This window comes from Mesorhizobium maamorense (genome assembly GCF_044998965.1).
Classification (GTDB): domain Bacteria; phylum Pseudomonadota; class Alphaproteobacteria; order Rhizobiales; family Rhizobiaceae; genus Mesorhizobium.
Map to the genome: position 1 here is coordinate 4,053,650 of NZ_CP173356.1, position 20,397 is coordinate 4,074,046.

Annotated in this window: 15 protein-coding genes; 9 read left to right on the forward strand and 6 right to left on the reverse strand. The window is 64.2% G+C overall.

All coding sequences use genetic code 11. The annotated features are described in order from the left end of the window. Positions 1-36: 36 nt before the first annotated feature. Positions 37-2,631 carry a GumC family protein gene (locus ACIU1A_RS20260; RefSeq protein WP_404925100.1) on the reverse strand — a complete coding sequence of 865 codons (2,595 nt, stop codon included), beginning with the start codon at positions 2,629-2,631 and terminating at the stop codon, positions 37-39. 199 nt (positions 2,632-2,830) lie between these two features. On the opposite strand from ACIU1A_RS20260, the gene ACIU1A_RS20265 reads away from it, so the two are divergent. After that, positions 2,831-4,126, forward strand: coding sequence for a lipopolysaccharide biosynthesis protein (locus ACIU1A_RS20265; RefSeq protein ID WP_404925101.1), 1,296 nt, complete (start codon positions 2,831-2,833; stop codon positions 4,124-4,126). Positions 4,127-4,172: 46 nt separating this feature from the next. Here ACIU1A_RS20265 and ACIU1A_RS20270 read toward each other — a convergent pair whose 3' ends face one another. The 3 genes from ACIU1A_RS20270 to ACIU1A_RS20280 are packed head-to-tail and all read right to left on the reverse strand — an operon-like array spanning position 4,173 to position 7,062. Then, a complete protein-coding gene (locus ACIU1A_RS20270; protein WP_140558574.1) occupies positions 4,173-5,102 on the reverse strand; it encodes a DUF6492 family protein in 930 nt (309 codons plus the stop codon). Then, positions 5,099-5,893: a WecB/TagA/CpsF family glycosyltransferase gene (locus tag ACIU1A_RS20275; RefSeq protein WP_404925102.1), complete on the reverse strand. Its 795-nt coding sequence runs from the start codon at positions 5,891-5,893 to the stop codon at positions 5,099-5,101. The genes ACIU1A_RS20270 and ACIU1A_RS20275 overlap by 4 nt, the downstream gene beginning before the upstream one ends. Next, positions 5,890-7,062: a glycosyltransferase family 4 protein gene (locus ACIU1A_RS20280; protein WP_404925103.1), complete on the reverse strand. Its 1,173-nt coding sequence runs from the start codon at positions 7,060-7,062 to the stop codon at positions 5,890-5,892. The genes ACIU1A_RS20275 and ACIU1A_RS20280 overlap by 4 nt, the downstream gene beginning before the upstream one ends. A gap of 171 nt (positions 7,063-7,233) precedes the next feature. On the opposite strand from ACIU1A_RS20280, the gene ACIU1A_RS20285 reads away from it, so the two are divergent. The 3 genes from ACIU1A_RS20285 to proC are packed head-to-tail and all read left to right on the forward strand — an operon-like array spanning position 7,234 to position 10,422. Next, the gene (locus tag ACIU1A_RS20285) at positions 7,234-8,232 is read left to right on the forward strand and encodes a glycosyltransferase family 2 protein (protein ID WP_404925104.1); all 999 of its coding nucleotides are present in this window, start codon (positions 7,234-7,236) and stop codon (positions 8,230-8,232) included. After that, positions 8,201-9,547 carry an O-antigen ligase family protein gene (locus tag ACIU1A_RS20290; RefSeq protein ID WP_404925105.1) on the forward strand — a complete coding sequence of 449 codons (1,347 nt, stop codon included), beginning with the start codon at positions 8,201-8,203 and terminating at the stop codon, positions 9,545-9,547. Before ACIU1A_RS20285 ends, ACIU1A_RS20290 begins: the two co-directional genes overlap by 32 nt. 59 nt (positions 9,548-9,606) lie before the next feature. After that, on the forward strand, positions 9,607-10,422 hold the full coding sequence (gene proC, locus ACIU1A_RS20295; protein WP_404925106.1) for a pyrroline-5-carboxylate reductase: 816 nt from the start codon (positions 9,607-9,609) through the stop codon (positions 10,420-10,422). 94 nt (positions 10,423-10,516) lie between these two features. On the opposite strand, the gene ACIU1A_RS20300 is transcribed toward proC, so the two are convergent. After that, positions 10,517-11,830, reverse strand: a complete 1,314-nt coding sequence (locus ACIU1A_RS20300) for an NAD(P)H-dependent oxidoreductase (protein WP_404925107.1) — start codon at positions 11,828-11,830, stop codon at positions 10,517-10,519. Between the two features lie 585 nt (positions 11,831-12,415). On the opposite strand from ACIU1A_RS20300, the gene ACIU1A_RS20305 reads away from it, so the two are divergent. The 3 genes from ACIU1A_RS20305 to ACIU1A_RS20315 all read left to right on the forward strand — a co-directional run bounded on the left by ACIU1A_RS20305 (position 12,416) and on the right by ACIU1A_RS20315 (position 14,663). Then, positions 12,416-13,822 carry a PTS galactitol transporter subunit IIC gene (locus tag ACIU1A_RS20305; protein WP_404925108.1) on the forward strand — a complete coding sequence of 469 codons (1,407 nt, stop codon included), beginning with the start codon at positions 12,416-12,418 and terminating at the stop codon, positions 13,820-13,822. A gap of 74 nt (positions 13,823-13,896) precedes the next feature. Then, positions 13,897-14,358: a PTS sugar transporter subunit IIA gene (locus ACIU1A_RS20310; protein WP_140525565.1), complete on the forward strand. Its 462-nt coding sequence runs from the start codon at positions 13,897-13,899 to the stop codon at positions 14,356-14,358. 17 nt (positions 14,359-14,375) lie between these two features. After that, on the forward strand, positions 14,376-14,663 hold the full coding sequence (locus ACIU1A_RS20315) for a PTS sugar transporter subunit IIB (RefSeq protein ID WP_140513359.1): 288 nt from the start codon (positions 14,376-14,378) through the stop codon (positions 14,661-14,663). 18 nt (positions 14,664-14,681) lie between these two features. Here the strand turns inward: ACIU1A_RS20315 and ACIU1A_RS20320 are convergent, their stop codons facing one another. Further along, positions 14,682-16,070 (reverse strand): multicopper oxidase family protein, encoded by a 1,389-nt coding sequence (locus tag ACIU1A_RS20320; protein ID WP_404925109.1) that lies wholly within the window; start codon positions 16,068-16,070, stop codon positions 14,682-14,684. 604 nt (positions 16,071-16,674) lie between these two features. Here ACIU1A_RS20320 and ACIU1A_RS20325 point away from each other — a divergent pair. Both ACIU1A_RS20325 and ACIU1A_RS20330 read left to right on the forward strand, forming a co-directional pair. After that, positions 16,675-17,370, forward strand: a complete 696-nt coding sequence (locus ACIU1A_RS20325; protein ID WP_404925110.1) for a hypothetical protein — start codon at positions 16,675-16,677, stop codon at positions 17,368-17,370. A 155-nt stretch (positions 17,371-17,525) separates the two neighbouring features. Then, positions 17,526-20,204, forward strand: a complete 2,679-nt coding sequence (locus ACIU1A_RS20330; protein WP_404925111.1) for a DNA-directed RNA polymerase — start codon at positions 17,526-17,528, stop codon at positions 20,202-20,204. The last annotated feature ends 193 nt before the right edge of the window (positions 20,205-20,397 follow it).

The following is a 20,397-nucleotide window of genomic DNA, read 5'->3' on the forward strand; positions in this document are numbered from 1 at the left end:
CGCGCTTTTGTTCGACACAGGAGACTATCTTGTGGCTCAGAAATAGCGGCGGCCCGCGCGGCTCTCGGTAAGCTCGCGAACAGCCTCGCGAAATTCGCGCAGGCTGGCGCGAATTTCCTCGATCGACGCCTGCTCGGCGCCCTTCTCGGCGGCGGCGGGCTGCTCCAGCGGCGCGGCGGGATAGGCCGACGGCTGAGCCGGAGCGGGTGCGGCCGGGTAGGGCATGGGCGCGCCATAGGGCGCCGTGGCCTGGGGATGGCCTGCCGCCGACCGCGTCTGCCAAGGCTGCATGTGCGGATAGACCAAGGGCTGCGCATAGGGATGGGACGAGGCCGGATACATCGCCTGCTGCGGCACCAGGGGCGACCGCAATGGCGGTCCCATGGGCCGCGTATAGCCGGCGTCCGCGTCTGGCTGAAAAGATGGCCGCGGATAGTCTGGAGCTGGCGGGCGATGTCCAAAGGCGGAATCCGGAGCCGGATAGTCGGGAAATGCCGGAGTGCTCGCCGGCCGGCCCTCTTCGGCGACAGCGGCCGATGCAGATGCACCGGGAAACGCATCGTCCTGCGCCTCGGTGCCGGGCTTGCGGGACACGGCTTTGCGCAGCCTCGACATCAGCAAGCCGATCCGGCTTGGACCCTCGGTGGCAGCGGCTCCGGGCTGCGCGGCAAGCGGCGGCACTGATGCTGGTGGCGGCGGCGGTGATTGCGGCGGCGATGCTTGCGGTATCGGCGGCGCCGGCGGAGGCGGCGCCCGGAATGCCTGGTCATCGAGCGGCGCCCGGCGCTCCTCTATCTTGCGGTCACGGCGGGATCGTGACCCGGCGGTCTCACGCAGGCTTTCATAGGCGCCGCGCATGGCGCCGAGACCGACGCCGGAGGCAAAGCCCAGCAGCAGGCCGGCAAGCGCCACCACGGCGCGCGACGGCCCGTTCGGCTCCAGCGGAATGGAGGCGGGCGAGATGACGCTCATATTGGCGGTGTTGATATTCTTCTGCTCGCCGGTCTCCTTGGCGCGCAGGAGATATTGCTCATAGACCGAGCGCTTGGCCGAGGCCTCGCGTTCCAGTTCGCGCATCGAGACAAGGTCGCTGTTGACGTCGCCGCTGCGCACCTTCATCTGCGCCAGGCGGGAAGCAAGGTCCTGTTCGAGCTGGACCGAGCGTTTCAGGTCAACCTGCAGCGACGACGCGATGCGGCTGAGTTCGGCGACGATGCGTTCGCGCGCGCCGGTGAGCTGGGCCTCGAGCGCCTGGCGCTCGGGATGGCGCGGTCCGAGCCGGACCGCTGCCCGATCAGCCTCCTGTTTAAGCGTTGCGTATTGCGAGCGCAGATCGCTCATGGAGTTGGAGTTGATCTCTTCCGGCAAGGTGCCGCTGAGCACCGAATTCACGTTGACCTGACGTGCCGAGGCCGCGCGGGCGTTCAGCTCCAGCGTGCGGGCGCGGGCGACGGAAAGCTGCTCGTTGAGCTTGAGCATCTGGTCGTCGCTGATCAGGTGGCCCTGCGCGTCGACAAGATCATGGGTGGCCCTGAAATCCTCGACCTTGCGCTCGGCCGCCTCGACGCCCTTGCGCATCTCGTCGAGTTTCGCCGTCAGTTCGTTGTTGGCCCGGCCGGCAGTGTCGGACTGGATTTCACCCGAAGTCTGCAGGAAGACCTTCGTCATCGTTTCGGCGATGAGCGCCGATTTCTGGGCATCCTGCGTGGTGACGCCGATGGTGATCACGGAGGTCTTGCCGCCGCGCTCAACCGAAACGCTCTCTGCCAGATTGACGATGGCAAGGGAAAGGCGGCGGGATTGGTCGACACCGCCCGGTCCGTCCTGGCGCAACAGGATCGAGCGGATCAGCGACATGACACCCAGGCCGCCATTGCCTTGGCCGTTGAACTCGGGGTCATCGACAAGGTTGAGCTCCTGGACAACCTTGTTCAACACGGTGCCGGAGGTCAGCAACTTGATCTGGTTCTCGACGTTGACGAGCGCCGCGTCGGGCATGACCACCGCCTGGGTGAGATCGCGATCCGTAAGCTTCAGGTCGCGCGGGTCGACGATCAGTTCGGTGGTGGACTCGTATTTCTTCGGCGTCGACAGGGCAATCGCAACGCCGAGCGCCGCGCCCAGTACCGTCGTGGTGATGATCAGCGCTTTGGACCTGGCGACGCCGCGAACCACCTGCATCGGATCGATCAGGGGCTTCCATTGCTGGCTGTCGGCATCCTCGCCAGGAGATGCTCCCGCTTCGCTCGCGCTCAGCGGTTCGGATGTGCTGCGCGGGGAATCAACGCTCGAGGCGATCTCAGGAACCGTCTCTTCATACGGCATCGCCGGGTCCGAACCGCCGATACCGGCCCCATGGTGCGAATGCGAAATGCCGGCGGACGCCGGAGCCGGCTCGTCGCCCGGCTGCAAGCGTTGCGTTGCGGCGGATGCGGAAGGCGCCGGATTCATCTTCGCCTCGCGCTGCGAACGCGCCAGGCGATGACGTGTGGCGGCATCCTCGCGCCATGACGGATTTGCCCGATCCCCTAGCGAGACCAGCGATGCCTCGTCCTCACCGCGCACGGCTTGGCCAAGCGCCAGCAAGGATCGCTCGCGCCTCCAGTCCTCACGATTTTCCCTGTCGCCCATTGTCGCGGAGCTTACTTTCAGCCGCCAGACAGCGGCAGTCGGCCATTTGTTAAGCCACGCTAAACAAGCATAGGAAACAAAAGGTTAATTTTAGGCGGCCGAAAGCATTGCTTGATGCCGGCTGCTTGGAATTTCAGCAGATGCAGGAAGATTTCAGAAGGGCACGTTAAACTTTGCCGCCTATGCCTTTCCCTGACCTATGACTGAGGCCAGCGACATACCGCAGAGGCGGCCCCTCGCCCGGATCGGCACCTTCGTGGCCGAAAGACGGGGGATGGTTCGCGACTATTTTTCAGCGATCAGCGGCGCCGGCGGGCGGCTGGTGTTTTCACTCGCCTACTTCATCGCCTTGGCCAATACGCTTTCCATCGCCGAGTTCGGCATGTTCGCCACCGCCTCGGCCGCCGGAGTGATGCTGTCGCGGCTTCTGGCCTTCGGCTTCATCTCGGCACTCTACCGCACCGCCACCATCCGCCCCAACCTGATTGGCACCTTCACCGCAGGCTTCCTGCTGCTGGGCATCGTCTCGTTGCCGCTGCTCGCCGCGGCCTCCTACATCGTCTACCTGATCTTCTTTGCCAGCACCGTGCCGCTGCCGGTGTTCGCGGCAATCGTCTTTGCCGAGGCGCTTCTGTGGCGGCCGGTGGAGGTGGCGCTGATCGTCAACAACGGTCTCGGCAAATTCGGCCGTGCCGCCGTGCTGGCGATCCTGGCGACGGCGTTGCGGGCGGCCGGCGCGGTGCTGTTCATGTTCTGGGCGCAACACAGCATCTGGGTGTGGTCCTGGTTCTATATCGGCGCGAACGCGGCCTCGCTGCTGGTCGCGTTCGGCCTCTTCTATCCGCGCCAACGGCTGCGGCTGCGCGGCGAGCTCTATCTCAGGCGGCTCGCCGATTCGATCTACGTCGCCGGCGCCGAGGTGTTGTTCTACCTGCAGATGGAGTTCGACAAGCTTCTGGTGCTGGCGATCGGCGGGCCGCACCTGGCCGGCATCTATGCCATCATCATGCGGCTGGTCGACCTGACGGCGATCCCGATCCGCACCTTCTCCATGATGCTGGTGCAGCGCATGATGCGTGCCCCGGAGCTCTTGTCACGGCTGGCGGTCAAGAGCGGCATCGAAGGCGGCGTGTTCGCGGTCTCGACGCTGGCGCTGCTGGTGCTTGCCGTGGTGCTGCATTTCTTCCCCGGGGCGCTCGGCAAGAACGTCTCGGAGGCCGCTCCCCTTGTGGCGCTTGCGATCGGCGTTCCGGGACTGCGCAATCTGGTCGAATACCAGGCGGAGCTTCTGTTCGCGCGCGGCCAGACGCTGGTGCGGGCGCTCAATCTCGGCCTGCTCGCCGCTCTCAAGGCGCTGCTGCTGACCTATGTGCTGACAACCATTGCCGACACATCGAAGCTGGTGCTGTCGCTCAACGTCGTCTTCCTGCTGCTCTATCTCGCGTCGATGCTGCTGACCTATTCGGCGCTGCGCAAGCCGGCGAAGGCGATCTGATCCTTCATCCGGGCAGTCTTTCCGAGAACCGGTTCGCTTTTCAGGATCAGGATCGGTCGAGCCCGATCAGCCGGCGGATGCGGCCGGTATCGGTGCCGATGAAGGACTGCATGCCGATCGCCACCTGTTCGGGCGCCATGGCGGCAACGAAGCGACGGAATTCATCATCCGACAGCGCCTCACCGGTCCAGTGGACGCGGCAGAATTCTTCCGAGCCATGGAAGTGGCCAGCGCCGTCCAGCAGATCGTCGACATAGCGGCCATAGATCATGCATTCGGAGAATTTGCGCGCCGAGCCGACGACCTCGACCCAGTTTCGGCCATGCACCTCCTCGATCCGACTGCACATGGCCAGCACGGTGTCGCGGCGCCAGGCGATCAGCGTCGAAATGTAATCGTGAACCGAATTCCTCGACGGATCGATGCCGAGCGCGGAGCCGGCATTGCGCGACCATATGCGATGCTCGTCATGACCGTCCTGCGCAAGCACGCCGTCACGGCGGAACAGCCGCGCCTTGCCGTCGCGCCAGAACGCGCCGCAATCGAAAGGCTTCAGGAAGGCGACGTCGGAATCGCAGAAGACCAGGACGTCCTGGCATGCGTGCGCCGCAACGGCGATGCGGCGCAGCTGCTGCACGTGCCAGCCGCGCAGCGGCTGCGTCTTCAGGCTGAGCCAGACGCGCCGCCGGAACAGGCTAAGCGGATCGTCGAAGACATGCAGCCAGCGCGGCAGCAACTCACGTTCGTCGACGACGGAACGGTTGGCGCTCTCCAACCGTCGAAACAATTTGACGTCGCGGCCTTCGACCAGAATGTAGTGATGCGCGACGCCCGTGACGTGGCGGTCGAGGGTTTCGCAGAGCAAGCGGCAACGCTCGAAATCCGGCGCATAGCTTGCCGTCACCATGGCTGCCGTCGGCGTTGCCCGAAGCAGTCCGGGTTCGGCGATCGCGCCTGGAACGAACCTCTCGTTCAACGGACGTCTCCGGCGGCTTGGGGCCGGTTCAACAATTTCTGTTTGAGGACCCGCCACAGGAACAAGGGGTTGCCGACCACATAGCGGCGCCAGAGCCGTCCCGGCTCGACCGCCAGCCGAAACAGCCACTCCAGCCTGAGGCGCCGTATCCACAAGGGCGCGCGCGGCACGGCGCCGCTGAGAAAATCCAGCAGCGCGCCGACCGCGACCGGCAGCGTGCAGTGGCGCTCGTCGATGTGCCGTTCGATCCACAATTCCTGGCGCGGCACGCCCATGGCGACCAGCAGCATATCAGGCCGCAGCGCCGCGATGCGTTCGATGATTTCCGGCTCCTGCGCAGCGGAGAAGTAGCCGTCATGGATGACCACGAATCTGTGCTGGACGGCAATCGCCGAGAGCTTCTTCGACGCGGCCTCGGCATTGACGCGCGTCGCGCCGAGCAGCCCCACGGTCAGCGGCCGGGTCACCGACCGCAGAAAGGCCGGTACGAAGTCGGTGCCGTTGAGATTGTCCGGGAACGGCGCTCCATAGAGAAGCTGCGCTGCGAGATCGACGCCGATGCCGTCCGGCAGGATGAGAAAATCGTCGAGCGCCTGGGCGAACACCGGATCGGTGTAGGCGAGATTGGCGTTATGGGCGTTGAGGAAGCTGACCTTGGTGAAGCGTCGTTCCGCGATCAGCCGCGTCAGCAGGGCGATCGCATCGTCCCAGCGAATGGCGAGCACGGAGATGCCGAAGATCGTCTTCAATGTGTCGGGCCCGAATGCGGCGCGGGCGGCGTGCATGTTCATGCAAACGCCTCCTGCATGACCGGACCGAGCTTCTCCAGGCCAAGCCGGATGGCGGCGTCGAGCGCCTTGAGCTGCCGGCGGTGGAACGCGCTGCCGTCAACGTCGCTTATGTCGGCCGCCGCGGCCTCCAGCGCCTTGGCAAAGGCGACCGGATCGTCGGTGACGGCGCAATTGACCGGGCGATGGTCGATGCCGCGCAGCGCGTGGCTGGTGGCAACGGCGGGCAGGCCGAGCTCGAACGTTTCGATCGTCTTCAGCTGCACGCCGCTGCCGGCGGTGCTGATGAGCGGGATGACGGCGCCGCCGCGTATGAAAGCCTGGGCGTCCGGCACGCGTCCGACGAAAGCGATGCCGGGATGCGTCGAGGCGATGTCAGACGGCATGCTGCCGGCGATCCTGATGCGGAAGTCCGGGCGCAGATGCGGTACCACCTTGTCGAGGAACCAGCCGAGCCCGATGCGGTTCGGCTGCCAAGTCCAGGTGCCGATCAGCGCCGCGTCGCACTCGATCTTGCGCCGACCGTTGTGCGCCGGTGGCGTGGCGCCCGTCACCAGCGGCAGCACCGCCGAGCGGTCGTCGGAGGCCACGCCAAGTGCCGAACGGTCTTCCTCGGCCAGCGTGAAGACGAAACGCGCGCGGCGGCACAGACGCTCTTCCACGCTCTCGAGCAGCCTTGCCTCGCGGCGGAACAACAGGCGCTGGAAGATGCCCGGGGCGGCAGCGGCATTTTCCCGCGCCGAAAGATGCTCGACATTGTGGGCGACGAAGATCGAAGGCCGCTCGTCGAAGAGCTTTTTGAAGGCGCCGGCGAACTGCACGGAATTAAGCACATAGCCGTCGAAGGGGCCGGCGCGCTCGATGGCGGCGAGGACTTCGGCATCGGAGACCGCACGCACCTTGGCCGACGCGAAGGTGAGGCCCGAAAGCATCGCCTTGCCGACCCAGGCAAGCTTTTGCAGCGCTGAAGCATTTTCGGTGCGCACGTCGACGGCACCCAGAACGATGGTGCTTTCAGGATCGGCGGCGGCTTTCCCCGGCCAGATGAAGCCGATGACGGTGACGCGCGCGCCGGCGCGCCGCAAGGCAGCGATGATTGCAGCATTGGCGATCTCGTAGCCCGATGCGAGAGCGCCATCGGGCACGATCGATGTGGCGAACAGCAGATGCATCTCACCTATCCTGTGGTGCAGCCGGTAGCAAAGCGCGGTGAACCCTTGATTAAACGCGCGCGCATCGACGACCCAAAACCTCGGCTTGAAGAGCCACTCCGTGAAAGGTGATTAACGAAACGTTATCGTCATGGTGCTAACAGAACTCGACCCACCATGCGGCTGACACGGATGATCCCTTTGCCATCGGACGGTTCGGTATCGATCGCGGGACGATCCCCCCGGCTTGACACGCAGGCCGTCGAAGCCGTCGTCACCTTGCCGACCTTCAAGCGGCCGGACCAGGTCCTGCAAACGCTGGCGTCGCTGCGGGCACAGCAGACCGGCAGGCGCTTTGCCGTCATCGTGATGGAGAACGAGGCCGAGGCGCGTGCCGGCGCCCAGGCGTCGCTGCCGCTGTTCGAGCGCGGCGAGATGCCGGGCATGGTGATCATCGCGCATCAGCGCGGCAATTGCAGCGCCTACAATGCCGGCTGGCAGGCGGCGATCCTGCATTTTCCGAATTTCAGGCACCTGCTGGTCATCGACGACGACGAGATAGCCGATCCGCACTGGCTGGAACGGATGTGCGCGGCGGCCGAAAGCCTGGGCGCCGATATTGTCGGCGGCCCGCAAGTGCCCGACTTTGCCGATCCCGCCCATGCGCGCTGGGCCGAGCATCCGGTCTTCGCGCCGCCCTACCGCAAGACGGGCCTCGTGCCGGCGCTCTATTCGTCCGGCAATCTCCTGGTCGGGCGCAACGTGCTTACCGCCATGGGGCCGCCGTTCCTCGACCTGAGATTCAATTTCATGGGCGGCGGCGATTCCGACTTCCTGAGCCGGGCGGCGCAGCGCGGCTTTGTGCTTGGCTGGTGCGCCGAGGCCAGGGTGACCGAGACCGTCCCGGCCCGTCGGGTCGAGGCCGACTGGATCCGCGCCCGCAGCCTGCGCAACGGCGTGATCTCGACGCTGGTCGAAAAGAAGAAACGCGCCGGCACCCCGCTGGCTGGCATCAAGGTGTTGCTGAGGAGCCTGGCCCTGCTTGCCGCCTCGCCATTTCGCGGCGCCGCCAGGCTGGCACGGACAAGATCGCCCGCGGCCGCGATCTACCCTGTCCATGTGGCGCTGGGCCGCGTGCTGGCCGAATTCGGATATGCCAATGAGCAATACCGCCAGCCTGAAAAGAACTGAGCGCGCGCCGCTCAGCGCAGCGTTCACGCGAGACGGCGTGGCAACCGCGATCGCGGCGTTGCTGTTCACCGTCATCCTGGTGTCCTTCCGCCCGTTCCAGCCCGCGGGCGCCGAACTGACCGGCGAAGGCGGCGACATCGTCAACCAGCTCGGCTTCGGCTCGCTCGGCGCCGTTTCCATCTTCTCGCTGATGGCGTTTGCCGACCCGCGCATCGTGCGCTCGCTGCTCAGCCCGTCCTGGGTGCTGATGCTGGGCTTCTTCTTCCTGTCGGTGGTACTGGCGACAGACCCGCCCTCGGCGATGCGCGCCGCGTCCTTCACCATGATCGGCATCCTGACCATGGCGACCATCCTCGTGCTGCCGCGCGATGCGGACGCCTTCTCGAAGGTCATCATCTTCACCGCCGTGGCGGTCATGGGCCTGTCCTATCTCGGCCTCATCGCCTTTCCGCACGAGGCAATGCACACGGCCGATTCGCAGGAACCCGAACATGCCGGCCTGTGGCGCGGCGTCTTCACCCACAAGAACATCGCCGGCCCGGTGATGGCCTGCTTCAGTTTCGCCGGCCTCTATCTCTTCCGGCGCGGGCAGCGGTTCTGGGGCGCCGGAATTTTCTTCGCGGCGATGGTGTTCATGCTGCACACCGGATCCAAGACCACGGCCGGCCTGGTGCCGTTCTCGATCCTGATCGTCATGTTTCCAAGCATCGTCGGCATGCGGTTCGGCACGCCGATCCTGTTCGCGCTGGCGATCGTCGCCACCGCGGTCGGCACGCTGGGCATCGTTTTCCTGCCGCCGGTGAAACAGCTGGCGGCGATCTATTTTCCCGGCCTGACCTATACCGGGCGCACCACGCTCTGGGAGTTCGCCGGCGAGATGCTGGCGAAGAAACCGTGGACCGGCTACGGTTATGAGAGTTTCTGGGGAACGCCGCTGCTGCTCAACCAGGATCAGCCCTTCGACCGGCCGTGGGATATCAGGACCATCGTGCACGGCCATGACGGTTATCTCGACATCGCGGTGCTGATGGGCATTCCGGCGCTTTGCGTGGCGGTCTACACTTTCCTGATCGCCCCTTTGCGCGACTACATGCGCATTCCCTTGCGCAAGGAAAACATCTATCTCGGCGACTTCTTCATGATGGTGGTGCTGTTCGCCGCGCTCAACGCCTTCCTAGAAAGCTTCTTCTTCCACCGCGGCGATCCGGTGTGGCTGTTCTTCGTGCTCGGTGTGCTTGGGCTCAGACAAGTTTCGCTGCGTCCGGTCGCGCTGCGCAACGCCGGTCGTGGCGCGCGATTGGGCCACTCCACCTGACAGGGCTTCCCCGTTGATCCGCGAGCGTTTATGTGAAGCCTTTCCTCGGAGGGCTTTCGATGACGATCAGGCTTGTTCTCGCCGGCTGCGGCAATATGGGTTACGCCATGCTCTCGGGCTGGCTGAAATCCGGCAAGCTTGCACCGTCGGCCGTTTTCGTGGTCGAGCCCAATGCCGACCTGCGCCAGCGCGCGGCCGCACTGGGATGCGGAACGGCTGCCGACCCCACCGATATTCCGGCCAGTGCCGTGCCTGATCTCATCGTCATCGCCGTGAAGCCCCAGGTGATCCGCGACGTCACCGCCGCCTACAAACGTTTCGGCGAGGGGCGCACCACTTTCGTCAGCATTGCCGCGGGCACGCCGGTCGCCACCTTCGAGGAAATCCTGGGCGACCGCGCGCCTGTCGTGCGCTGCATGCCCAACACGCCTGCTTCCGTCGGCAAGGGCATGATGGTGGTGTTTTCCAATCCGCTGGTTTCCGACGACACCAAGCGTTTCGTCGCCGACCTCTTGGCGGCCAGCGGCGAAGTGGCCACAATCGACGACGAGGGCCTCATGGATGCCGTGACCGCCGTCTCGGGATCTGGCCCGGCCTATATCTTCCATTTCATCGAAGCGTTGACCGTCGCCGCCGAGAAGGCGGGCCTGCCGGCGGCGACCGCCAGGCTGCTCGCCATGCAGACCGTCTATGGCGCTGCCTCGCTCGCCGCCGAAAGCGGCGAGGAGCCGGGCCTGCTACGCCAGCAGGTCACCAGCCCCAACGGCACGACGGCGGCCGCGCTGACAGTGCTGATGGGCGAGGACCGGTTGACCAATCTCCTCACGCAAGCGGTGGAAGCGGCGCGGCTGCGGTCGATCGAACTGGGGAAATAAGGCCGTCTGGTCGCTTCAGCCTTTCGCGGCGCCGATGCGCCGCAACAAGGCTGTGAGCGTCGCGCACTGCGCCGACGTCGATAAACTGGTCGTTTCAGGTGCCCCACAGCATCTCATCCTGCAGCCGGCGCAGAGCGAACAGTCTCGTCGTCCGGTCGGGTGCGGCGTTGTCGGCCGTCAACAGCTCGCCTTTCCTGACCGGTTTCAGCACCTTGCCGCCCTCGAGCAGGCCGACCGGCACGGCACGCCGGGCGCGAGCGTCTTCGACGGTCATCGTCCAGGAGCGATAGCAGGTCTCGCCGATCGCATCGAAGGTTTCGCCGGCGAGCAGATCCCGCTTGGCGACGGCGCATACCTCGGCGACGGGCCTTGGCAGTGGCACCATGTCGGGCTTGCCGAAGAGCACGATGCGGGCGGCCGTCAGCGGCACTTCCAGCGAGGTCAAATGGTAGGGCCGGAACAGGCTGTAGTAGGGACCGTGGCCGATATGCAGGTCGTCCATGCGCTCGACGATGCGCGGGTGGGTCGCCTCGACGATGACGAAGACACCGGGTGCGACACCCTTGCCGACCGTGTAGTCGACAACGCCCTTTTTCGTGAGCAGCCCGCCATGCTCGCGCGGGATCAGCACCTTGACGAGGTCGTCGCGGTCGGCCTTCGGGCCGTGCATGCCGGGCACGTCGGGCACCAGCCCGGTGGCGTTGGCGATGGCGCACATCTCGACCATGGTTTTCGAACCGTCGACGAACTCGACCAGCATGCGCGGGTTCATGTTGCGGCGGATCGCTTCCTCGCGATAGTCGTCGGGCACGGCATCGTGGTTAAGCGGGTTGTTCTTGCCCTTGCCGGCCGAGACGATGGTCAAGCCCAGTGCGGAGGCGAACTCGATCAGCTCCATGCAGCTCGAGGGCTCGTCTCCGGCGCCGACCGAATAGACGACGCCGAGGCGATCTGCCTGCTGCTTGAGATAGCAGCCGATAGTGACGTCGGCCTCGACATTCATCATCACCAGATGCTTGCCATGCTCCATCGCCATCAGGTCGAAGTCGGCGGCGACGCCGGGCTTGCCGGTGGCGTCGATGACGACGTCGATCAGCGGATTGGTGACCAGCATCTCGTTGGAGGTGATGGCGATCTTTCCCGACTCGATCGCCGCGGTGACTTTCGAACTGGTATCGGCTTCGACGGCCATCGCTTCGTCACCATAGGCGATGCGGATCGCTTCGCGCGCCGTGTGCGGACGTCTTGTCGAGACCGCGCAGACCGAAATGCCGGGCATCAGCATGCCTTGCGTAACCAGGTCGGTGCCCATTTCGCCCGAACCGATGACGCCGATGCGTACCGGGCGGCCCTCGGCGGCACGGCTGGCGAGATCGCGGGCGAGCCCGGTCAAGGCGACATTGGTCATGCGGGGATGTCCACAGCTTCCTGGTTCGCGTCGGATTAGCAGGGAATAGCTCCTCCTTGCCAACGAAACTGGCCTCGACAGTCAATTTCCCATGAAATCGCGCGGTACAGAGGCGCTCGGCCCGGTCCCGACTGGACCGAAGCGGGGCTCCGAACTCGGCGACAAAGACCTGACGACTGCCAGTCCGCTGTGCCGGCGGCTTCTCATGATAGGAATTTTTTCTTGACTGGGTGAGGGCAACTATGCTACATATTTGCCTATGGTGCTGAGTTGCGCCAAGGGCCCGCCGCACAGGCGGGTTTTTCCGTTCAATGCTCCGTCAAGAGCGCACGGGCGAAGGCTCCGTCAGCCCGGATGCCTTGGGTTCAAAGACTTGCCAATTGACATTGCCTTGAACTGCCTCAATAAAACATTCGTTCGCCAGCGAAGGCAAATGTTCATCCCGCATCACCGAGCGGGACGCATTCCGCCTCGCGGGCAGAACGGGGAGTGCCTTTGCGCCGAGGTTGGCGGCAAAGGCGTTGGAGGTCAACGGAGCATCATTTCGAACCCGGGGGTCGGGCTCGGTGCTCCAGGGGAGGACAAATGGATACTATTCTTGCGGGCCTCAAAGGGGCCATCGACACGCTCGGCGCAACAGTGCTGCTGCCGATCGTCATTTTCATCATAGCCGTCGTTCTGGGCGCAAAGGTCAGCAAGGCTTTTCGCGCCGCGGTCACCATCGGCGTCGCCTTCATCGGCATCAATCTCGTGCTTGGCCTGATGTTCACGTCGATCGGCGACGTCGCCAAAGCCATCGTCACCAACACCGGCATTCATCGCGACATCATCGATGTCGGCTGGCCGTCGGCGGCCGCCATCGCCTTCGGCTCGTCGGTCGGCCTGTGGGTCATCCCCGTCGGCATCCTGGTCAACATCGTGCTGTTGCTGACGCGCATGACGCGCACGCTCAATGTCGACGTCTGGAACTTCTGGCACTTCGCCTTTGTCGGCTCGCTGGTCGTGGCGGCGACCGACAATCTGGCCTACGGCATCGCCATCGCGGCGTTGGTCGCGGCGCTGTCGCTGCTGTTCGCCGACTGGTCGGCGCGCGCGGTGCAGCAGTTCTATGGCGTGCCCGGCATTTCGGTGCCGCACTTGGCCTCCGCGCAGATCCTGCCGATCGCCATCATCCTGAACTGGATCATGGACCGTATTCCCGGCATCAACCGCATCAATATCAACACCGAGACCATCGAGCGCCGGTTCGGCGTGTTCGGCGAACCTGTCGTGCTCGGCTTGATCATCGGTCTCGTGCTCGGCGCCATCGCCTTCTACAATGCGGGCGATCTCGGCACGGTGCTCGCCAAGGTGCTTGGCACCGGCATGACCCTGGCAGCCGTCATGCTGCTTTTGCCGCGCATGGTGAAGATCCTGATGGAGGGCCTGATCCCGGTCTCCGACGCGGCGCAGGAATTCGTGCGCAAGCGCACCGGCGACCGCGAGCTTCTGGTCGGCCTGGACTCCGCCATCCTGATCGGTCATCCCGCCGCGATCTCGTCATCGCTGATCCTTGTGCCGATCGCGATCATCCTGTCGGTGATCCTGCCGGGCAACCGCGTCATCCTGTTCGCCGACCTGGCGGTCATTCCCTTCATCGTCGCCATGACCGCGCCATTGGTCAAAGGCAATGTGTTCCGCATGGTGGTGATCGGCACGGTGACGCTGGCGATCGGCTTCTACGTCGCCAACGCGCTGGCGCCGCTGTTCACAAGTGCCGCCGTCGCCTCGGGCTTCAAGCTGCCGGCGGACGCGCTGCAGATCACCTCCGTCGTCGACGGCTTCCTGTGGGTGACCTATGTGATCATCGAGGCGATTCAGGGACTTGACCTTGCCGGCATCGTCGCGATCGCCGTGGTCATCGCGGCACTGTTCGTCCTCTATCGCCGCAACACGCTCGGCTGGGAACGGGCAGCGGGCGCCGAGGACGAGCCGGCCGAAGGCACGGCCTGAGCCTCGTCGCGCCTGACGTTTGAAATGATCGTGCGCCCTCCCCGGGCGCATGATTTTATCGACGGAGCAAAAACATGTCTGACGGACTCATGCAGCTTCTGGACCCCGAAGCGATCGTGCTCGGATCCGATGCCTCGACCAATGAGCAGATCATCCGCATCCTGGCCGGCCGGCTCGAGACGCTCGGCTATGTCAAAAACTCCTATGCCGACGCGGTCGTGCGTCGCGAGTTGACCATCCCGACAGGACTGCCGCTGGAGCGCCCCGACAATGTCGCGGTGCCGCACACCGATCCCGAACATGTCCTGAAGCCCGGGATCGCTTTGGGCACATTGAAGCACCCCGTCGTCTTCGCCAACATGGAAGACCCCGACGAGAAGCTGCCGGTCGGCTTCGTCTTCCTGCTTGCCATCAATGACAAGGACAAGCAGATTGAAGCGCTGCAGGCCGTCATGGCCACCATCCAGAATCCAGATGCATTGGACGGCCTGAGGTCGGCCACGACGCTAGACGACGTTCGGGCCGTGCTCGGCTGAACAAGGAGAAGAAAGAGATGTCCAGACAGAAAACAATTCTCTTTGCCTGCGGCACGGGCATAGCCACCTCAACCGCGGTCAACGTCGCCGTCACCGAGGCGATGAAGCAGCGCGGCCTGACCTTCAACGCCCAGCAGGCGAAGGCGACCGAAGTGCCGGGGCTGGCCGACAGCGTCGACTTCATCGTCGCCACGACGCCGATCTCGGCTTCGGTGACCAAGCCGGTCATCAAGGGCCTCGCCTTCCTCACCGGCATCGGCAAGGACAAGGTGCTCGACGAGATCGAGGCGCAACTGCGCAAGTAGGCCGCGGCGCGCTCGGTTTCAGGTCACCCTGACGTAGCTCGTCATGCCCGATTTCTGATGCTCGATGATGTGGCAGTGCAGCAGCCAGTCGCCGGGGTTGTCGGCGACGAAGCCGAGGCTCACCTTCTCGTTGGGCTGGATGAGATAGGTGTCTGAAATCAGCGGCTGCACGGGCCGAGTCGAGGATGACAGCACTTTGAAGCTCATGCCGTGCAAATGCATCGGATGCGATTGCGGCGTCAGGTTCTCCATGTCGATGACATAGCTCCTGCCAAGCTTCAATTCGGCCAGCGGCGCGGTCGGATCCGGCGTATCGCCAGGCCACGGCACCTTGTTGATGGCCCAGAAACTGTAGCCGAGCGAACCGCATATGCCGTCGCTCGGAATGTTCTCGGCCGTGGCGCTGAGCGCCAGCGAAATATGCTGGGCAGCGGAGAGATCGACCTCCGCCACCGGATTGGCCTCCAGCGGTGCGACATCACGAATGTCGCGCTTCAGCGACTGGCCAGCCGCACGCAAGGTAGCCAGCACCTTGGGCTTGGTGCCCCTGACGTCCCGCAGGCTCACGACCGCGCCCTCCGCGTCAGGCATGCGGATGGCGAGTTCCATGCGCTGTCCCGGGCCAAGCAGCAAGGCATCGGGCGAAAAACGCTGCGGCACCGGATTGCCATCCAGCGCGATCACCGTCGCCTCCGCGCCGTCGACGCGAAAGGCATGGATACGCGTCACGTCGGTGATGGCGACGCGCAGCCGCACCAGCCCGCCGGCCGGCGCGTCATAGTGCGGCTGGTCGAGCCAGTTGGCCGTGCGCACCGTGCCATAGGTGCCGGTTCTCGCGGCATCGCGCGGTCGGAACTGGTCGATGAACTGGCCGTCGTCGCCGAGGCGCCAGTCGCGCAGATTGAGGACGATTTCGGCATCGAATTTCGGATCACCGGGATTTTCGACCACGATGACGCCGGTCAGGCCGTGGCCCATCTGCTCCAGCGTGTTGCAATGCGGGTGATACCAGAAGGTGCCGGCATCGGGCGGCGTGAAGGCGTAGTCGAAATGATCGCCGCTATAGACATAGGGCTGGACCAAGAACGGAACGCCGTCCATCCTGTTGGGGACCCGAACGCCGTGCCAATGGATCGTCGTCGGGTCGTCGATGGCGTTGACGAGCCGGGCGGCGAAGGGCTCGCCCTTTTTCATCCTCAGCACCGGCGGCATTCCGGCGCTGCCATAGGTCAGCACGTCCCCGGTCGGGCCGATCTCCATCAGCCTGGCCTGGATTTTGGCCGTCCGCAGGACCACCGGCTCGGGCGTGGCGGCGGCCCAGCCGCCAAGCCTCCCCATCGCGGCGAGCCCGCCCGCACCGGCAAACGCTGCCGATTTCAGAAGTCGACGGCGTGTGATCAAGGTCATGCTGCGCTCCAGCGGGAAAGCCCTCGGAATCGCCGACTTGAATCATGATCGGGCGGCCAGCGCAAATCCCGATATCGGCATTTGCGTCCCGATGAAGCCGCAACCAGCGCCGTCTGCGCGGACGGCGCTTCGCCCTGCGACTCTGATCGGGACGACGGCCGCGCCAGATCATGCTTCAAGGCACTGACCGGAGCGGACTCGCCCGGGTCGCCAATGCCGATGTTTTCAACCGTCCGATCGGGCGGGTGGGGGGCGGAAGGGCGCCAAGCGGTCGCCCGCTATGGGCCGGCGCTCGTCGCGGAGGAAAGCAAGCAGGCCGATTTGCTCCCGCCATGAAAGCACGACGGGAACCAACCTTGCGCGAAATCCTCAAATTCAGGTGCCGGGATGCGCCTTGTGTTGCCCGCCCGTGCCGGAAAGACACAAGAACGGGATGCATGGCGCTGAAATGTCCGACAGACTGGTGCTGCGAGAGAGGATTGAAGCCTCCCGCATCGCCGGGTTAGCGTTGAAAATCTTAGCTATTTCGGCCTTCCACGGCCTTCGCTTGTAGTCGAAACACGTAGCTGCCGCAAGGTGGCTGCCAACCGACAAGGCGAGCGACATGGCAAAAATCACTGCAACCAAAAGCACTCCCCCGCCCGAAGCTGTTCAACGCGAAATCCGCGAGTGGCTAGAGCGTGCCCGGCATGGGGAACAGGGAAAACCCGACCGGCTCATTAGAGGGCTTTGCGTCGAGGCCGGCGAAGAGCGCTGGGAAATTGGCGTTGTGGACGCATACGTAGAAAGCGACGAGACGAAAATCTATTTGAGCCTTCCAAAGCCACCCAGCCACCCCAAAGGCGACGACCCGCTCACGGAGTATTCGTTCTCCCCCGCAACCGTCTGGCTACTTGAAGCCCATGTGGCCGGGGGCGGCGAATTGCTAGTCGAGGGCAATAAGAACGGAGCCTACTATTACCCGATCATTCGGATTGATGGCCAAGACTTCCGGGTAGATCGCCTGATTGCAAACGCTGGCCCACACCAGCTTGCCAAACAGGTGCCCGGCAATGACCATCACGACCATACCCCCGGCAACATCCGGCTGACATCCGAGAGCGCGGCAGTGCGGCAGCATGGCCGGCCTAATGTGCGATCCGTGCGGGGGACAGCCCGCGATGACGCCATTGAGGCATCGGTCAAGCTCTGGCGGCCCGGCCTCCTATTTCCCTCCGCCGATAGCTACGAAGCGGCCCTCCGGGAAGTCTACGCCATGTTGGATCGTATGCACCCTCTAACGGGCCGCCCCGCGCACTGAGCCACCGCAACTGGTGACGTTTCCCACATGGCCCTAGCCACAGAGCCGGGGGCCATGAGGCAAGCGCCAACAGGATGCTTGGGCTTTGGCGGGGCCATTCCGCCTAACGGTTGAAGCTAGAGGATCGACCGACATGACATACGGGCCGCCGCACCATGACATTGCCTTTTCAATGGACCTTCGCCACCTCTACCCCCGAGATGCACCCCATGTGGCAGCGGGAGCTAGACCTTGAGCGCGACATGATGCAATCCGGCGCTGATGCCGTGCGGGACGCTGTGATCAAGAGCGAGAGGCGTGACCAGATGTCGCGCTCCCCGGTTATCCGTGGGGTGATGACCGATTGGCTCCCGGAGCTTGGGGCCTACATCAAGGATTGGGCGAGGCAGGCAGAGCTGTCCAAGGGCCCCCGGCCCATCGCGCTGCCCTACATCAAGGAGATGGACCCGCATGTCGCCGCGCTGGTGACCGTGAAGGCCATCATGGACGGCATCGGCAGGTCCAACCAGAAGCTCGTGACCCTCGCGCTGTCCATCGGGCGCACCTGTGAGCACGAGCAGCAGATACGGCACTGGGAGGCCAAGGAGCCCAAGCTGTTCTACCACTACAAGGACGAGATGGACCGCAACAGGGCCACCGATGTGCATCGCCGCCGCGTCAATGTCAACCAGTTCGCCAAGCTGTGCAAGGACGCCACGATTGACCTGAGCTGGAACGGATGGGGCCGTGAGGTAACCTTCCGGGTGGGCGTGGCGCTCATTGACGCCTTGGTCACCAAGACCGGCTGGTTCGAATACCTCCCCGACCCGGAGCATGTGTTCAAGCGTGGTGCCGCCAACTCGCCGCAGATCGTGGTGGCCCCCACCGAGGACTTCCGCAAGTGGCTGGGCAAGGCGATGGACCGCTACGAGCTGAACAGCCCGCACTTTAGGCCCACCGTGATGCCCCCGAAGCACTGGGACGGCATAAGGGATGGGGGCTATTGGACGCCCTATGTTCAGGCCCCAAGGCTCATCCGCTTCAAGGCGCACCAAGAGACCCAGAAGGAGTATGCGGCGGATGAGTATGACGCCATCGACATGCCTGTGGTCTACGACGCCATCCACCTCTTGCAGGAGACCGCATGGAAGGTGAACAAGCGGGTGCTTGATGTCGCCATAAAGGCGTGGGCCTTGGATGAAGGCATTGGCAAGCTCCCACCAATCGAGGACAAACCCCTGCCAGACAAGACGCCCGACATGCTGGAGGACCTTGCGGCTGCCCGTGAGGCCAAGCGCATGAAGCGGGAGCACAAGCGGAGCCCCCATGTTGACGCCCAGGTCCTCGACTGGAAGAAGAAGGCAAGCCCCATCTACCGGGCCAACGCCAAGCGCTTCACCCGCATGCGAGCCGCGACGGTGACCATACAGACGGCCCAGAAATACGCCGAGTTCAACCGCTTCTACTTCCCCCACATGCTGGACTTCCGGGGCCGTATGTATCCCATCCCGAACTATCTGCAACCGCAGGGCAACGACCTTGCGCGGGGCCTGCTGACCTTTGCCGACAGTCTGCCCATTACGGAGGAGAACGGCGGGGCGGGATGGTTGGCCATACAGCTCGCGAGCATGTGGGGCCATGACAAGGTGCCATACGGCGAGCGCATTGACTGGGTGGAGGAGAACGAGGTCATGTTCCGCCTCATCGCCGAGGACCCTATGCTCCACATGGAGTGGGCCAAGGCGGACAAGCCATGGCAGGCTCTCGCTGCATGCCTCGAATGGGTGGACTTCCTGAACACGGGGTGGGGCTTCATGTCCAGCCTCCCGGTGATGGTGGACGGCACGTGCAATGGCATCCAGCACCTTTCGGCCATCCTGCGTGACGAGGTGGCGGGGCGTTATGTCAACCTCGTGCCCAGCGACAGGCCGCAGGATATTTACAAGGTGGTGGCCCGGGGTGATGATAACGCCGTGGAAGGCCTCCAGCGCATCTTGGAGACCATCGAAGCGGGAGGCGGACCGGACATGCACAAGGCCTCCTTCTGGCTGGACCTGTGCAAGCGTGACCTCCCCCGCTCCCTCACCAAGCGGCAGGTCATGGTGCTGCCGTATGGCGGGAGCCGTGATGTCTTCTACAAGTATACGCGGGCATGGCTGGACGAGGAGGACCCGGTGCCGGCTGATGGCGGCTCACAGGCTTACCGTGATCGCCGCAACGAGATGATAACCTTCATGGTCAAGCACATGTGGGCCGTGGTCAGCAAGGTGGTGGAGAAGGGGCTGGCCGTGATGACGTGGCTCCAGAAGTGCGCCAAGGTCGTAGCGGACAGCAACCAGCCCATCTACTGGCAGGTGCCTAGTGGCTATGTCGTGCGGCACTTCTACGGGCAGTCCTTGGACAAGCGTGTGGAACTCAAGTTGAGCGGCGAACGCGTGCAGGTTACCGTGCGGGAGACAACCGCCAAGCTCAGCGCTCAGGACCAGCTCCGTGGCATAGCCCCCAACTTCATCCACTCGCTGGACGGAGCGGCGCTCATGCTGTGCCTCAAGCGGTGCAGGGAGGCGGGCATAGAGGACTTCGCCTCGGTGCATGATGCCTACGGGACCCATGCGGCCAACATGAATGCTCTCGCCACGTTCCTGCGTGAGGCCTTCGTTGAGGTTCACGAGCATGATGTCCTCGGGGAGTTCCGTGCGGCTTGCCAGCGCATCCTCGTGGATGTCCTGGTGGCGGAGAAGGGAATGGACCCGCTCACGGCTGCCGAAAAGGCGGACGAAATGCTTCCCGAGCCGCTCGAAAAAGGCGACTTGGATTTGGCCGGCGTGCTGCAATCGGATTACTTTTTCGCCTAGCCGGAAATACCACTCACCCTACGAAGGGGGCGATAGCGCGAGAGGGGAAAACCCAACAGCGGGTGTCCCGAAAGCAAAGCCCCCTTCTTCACCTAAGCGGCAGTCGCATGCCCCTAAAGGGCTTAGACCCTGTGCTGTTCACGGCGTGGGGCTCTTCCCAATCCCAGCGAAACAACATTGCCACCACCAACAT

Bases quoted from the DNA above. Each gene is read 5' to 3' on its own strand.
- ACIU1A_RS20260 (WP_404925100.1), bottom strand. From the start codon at position 2,631: ATGGGCGACAGGGAAAATCGTGAGGACTGGAGGCGCGAGCGATCCTTG.
- ACIU1A_RS20265 (WP_404925101.1), top strand. From the start codon at position 2,831: ATGACTGAGGCCAGCGACATACCGCAGAGGCGGCCCCTCGCCCGGATC.
- ACIU1A_RS20275 (WP_404925102.1), bottom strand. From the start codon at position 5,893: ATGAACATGCACGCCGCCCGCGCCGCATTCGGGCCCGACACATTGAAG.
- ACIU1A_RS20280 (WP_404925103.1), bottom strand. From the start codon at position 7,062: ATGCATCTGCTGTTCGCCACATCGATCGTGCCCGATGGCGCTCTCGCA.
- ACIU1A_RS20285 (WP_404925104.1), top strand. From the start codon at position 7,234: ATGATCCCTTTGCCATCGGACGGTTCGGTATCGATCGCGGGACGATCC.
- ACIU1A_RS20290 (WP_404925105.1), top strand. From the start codon at position 8,201: ATGAGCAATACCGCCAGCCTGAAAAGAACTGAGCGCGCGCCGCTCAGC.
- proC (WP_404925106.1), top strand. From the start codon at position 9,607: ATGACGATCAGGCTTGTTCTCGCCGGCTGCGGCAATATGGGTTACGCC.
- ACIU1A_RS20300 (WP_404925107.1), bottom strand. From the start codon at position 11,830: ATGACCAATGTCGCCTTGACCGGGCTCGCCCGCGATCTCGCCAGCCGT.
- ACIU1A_RS20305 (WP_404925108.1), top strand. From the start codon at position 12,416: ATGGATACTATTCTTGCGGGCCTCAAAGGGGCCATCGACACGCTCGGC.
- ACIU1A_RS20310 (WP_140525565.1), top strand. From the start codon at position 13,897: ATGTCTGACGGACTCATGCAGCTTCTGGACCCCGAAGCGATCGTGCTC.
- ACIU1A_RS20315 (WP_140513359.1), top strand. From the start codon at position 14,376: ATGTCCAGACAGAAAACAATTCTCTTTGCCTGCGGCACGGGCATAGCC.
- ACIU1A_RS20320 (WP_404925109.1), bottom strand. From the start codon at position 16,070: ATGACCTTGATCACACGCCGTCGACTTCTGAAATCGGCAGCGTTTGCC.
- ACIU1A_RS20325 (WP_404925110.1), top strand. From the start codon at position 16,675: ATGGCAAAAATCACTGCAACCAAAAGCACTCCCCCGCCCGAAGCTGTT.
- ACIU1A_RS20330 (WP_404925111.1), top strand. From the start codon at position 17,526: ATGACATTGCCTTTTCAATGGACCTTCGCCACCTCTACCCCCGAGATG.